Annotated in this window: 2 protein-coding genes; one reads left to right on the plus strand and one right to left on the minus strand. The window is 36.0% G+C overall.

Features of this window, described 5'->3' with window-relative positions; genetic code table 11:
• A partial coding sequence (locus tag ACYVFD_RS35985) for a hypothetical protein (protein WP_461095453.1) occupies positions 1 to 188 on the plus strand: 188 nt, incomplete at its 5' end.
• Positions 189 to 261: 73 nt separating this feature from the next.
• On the opposite strand, the gene ACYVFD_RS35990 is transcribed toward ACYVFD_RS35985, so the two are convergent.
• Positions 262 to 724, minus strand: a 463-nt coding sequence (locus tag ACYVFD_RS35990) for a hypothetical protein (RefSeq protein WP_461095454.1), incomplete at its 5' end; no start/stop codon positions are given.

Below are 724 nucleotides of genomic sequence, written 5' to 3' on the forward strand. Positions count from 1 at the left end.
TCGATGGGTTGCCAGACCAAGGCCGTGCCTTGCCGGATGGCATCAACCAGGGCTTCGATTTCACTTTGCTTAGTAAACAAGCTCACCGAATAGCAGTTTTTGAATGCTGTTGCGTTGATTATTCCTGGTCTAATGGTAATGGCGGTAGCCTTCCTGACGCTCTTTTTTTGTTTATGGAGCTTGACTAGGCTAGACCACTTGCTTTTTTAGAACCAATACATGTATTGATAAAATTGACGTGCTTATAAAAGGGTTAAATAATCAAGCGTTATTCATTTCAATGTACTGTTGAAATTCATCAAAACTTTCTGGTAATCTTTTTTTAAAACTATTTACAATTACACTTTTCAATAACAGGCCAAAACTTTTAGGTACGAAAGAAACGGTTTGTGTAACTTCCGTTTGGCCGTTTTTATCAACTACATTGTAAGTGTGGTGGAACTCACCTAAATTAAGTAAGTTAAACATTTTCATTTTTGAATAATGCGTAAACTCTTTATTGGGTTGGACATTTTGAAATATAACCGTTGCTTTACCTGACCCTTTAAAATTACCTGTCATTACAGAGTTATTTTTGATCTCGCCTTTTGGGTTTAGTGTTGCTTCTAAATAAAGTGAATTCCATTTTACTTGCTCGGCTGGATCTATTAATTTTTGATAAGCATTTTTGGTCGATGTGTTTACTACTCTGCTGTCGGAAAGAATTATTGCGCTGCTCATTTTT

It is taken from the genome of Spirosoma gilvum (assembly GCF_054776815.1).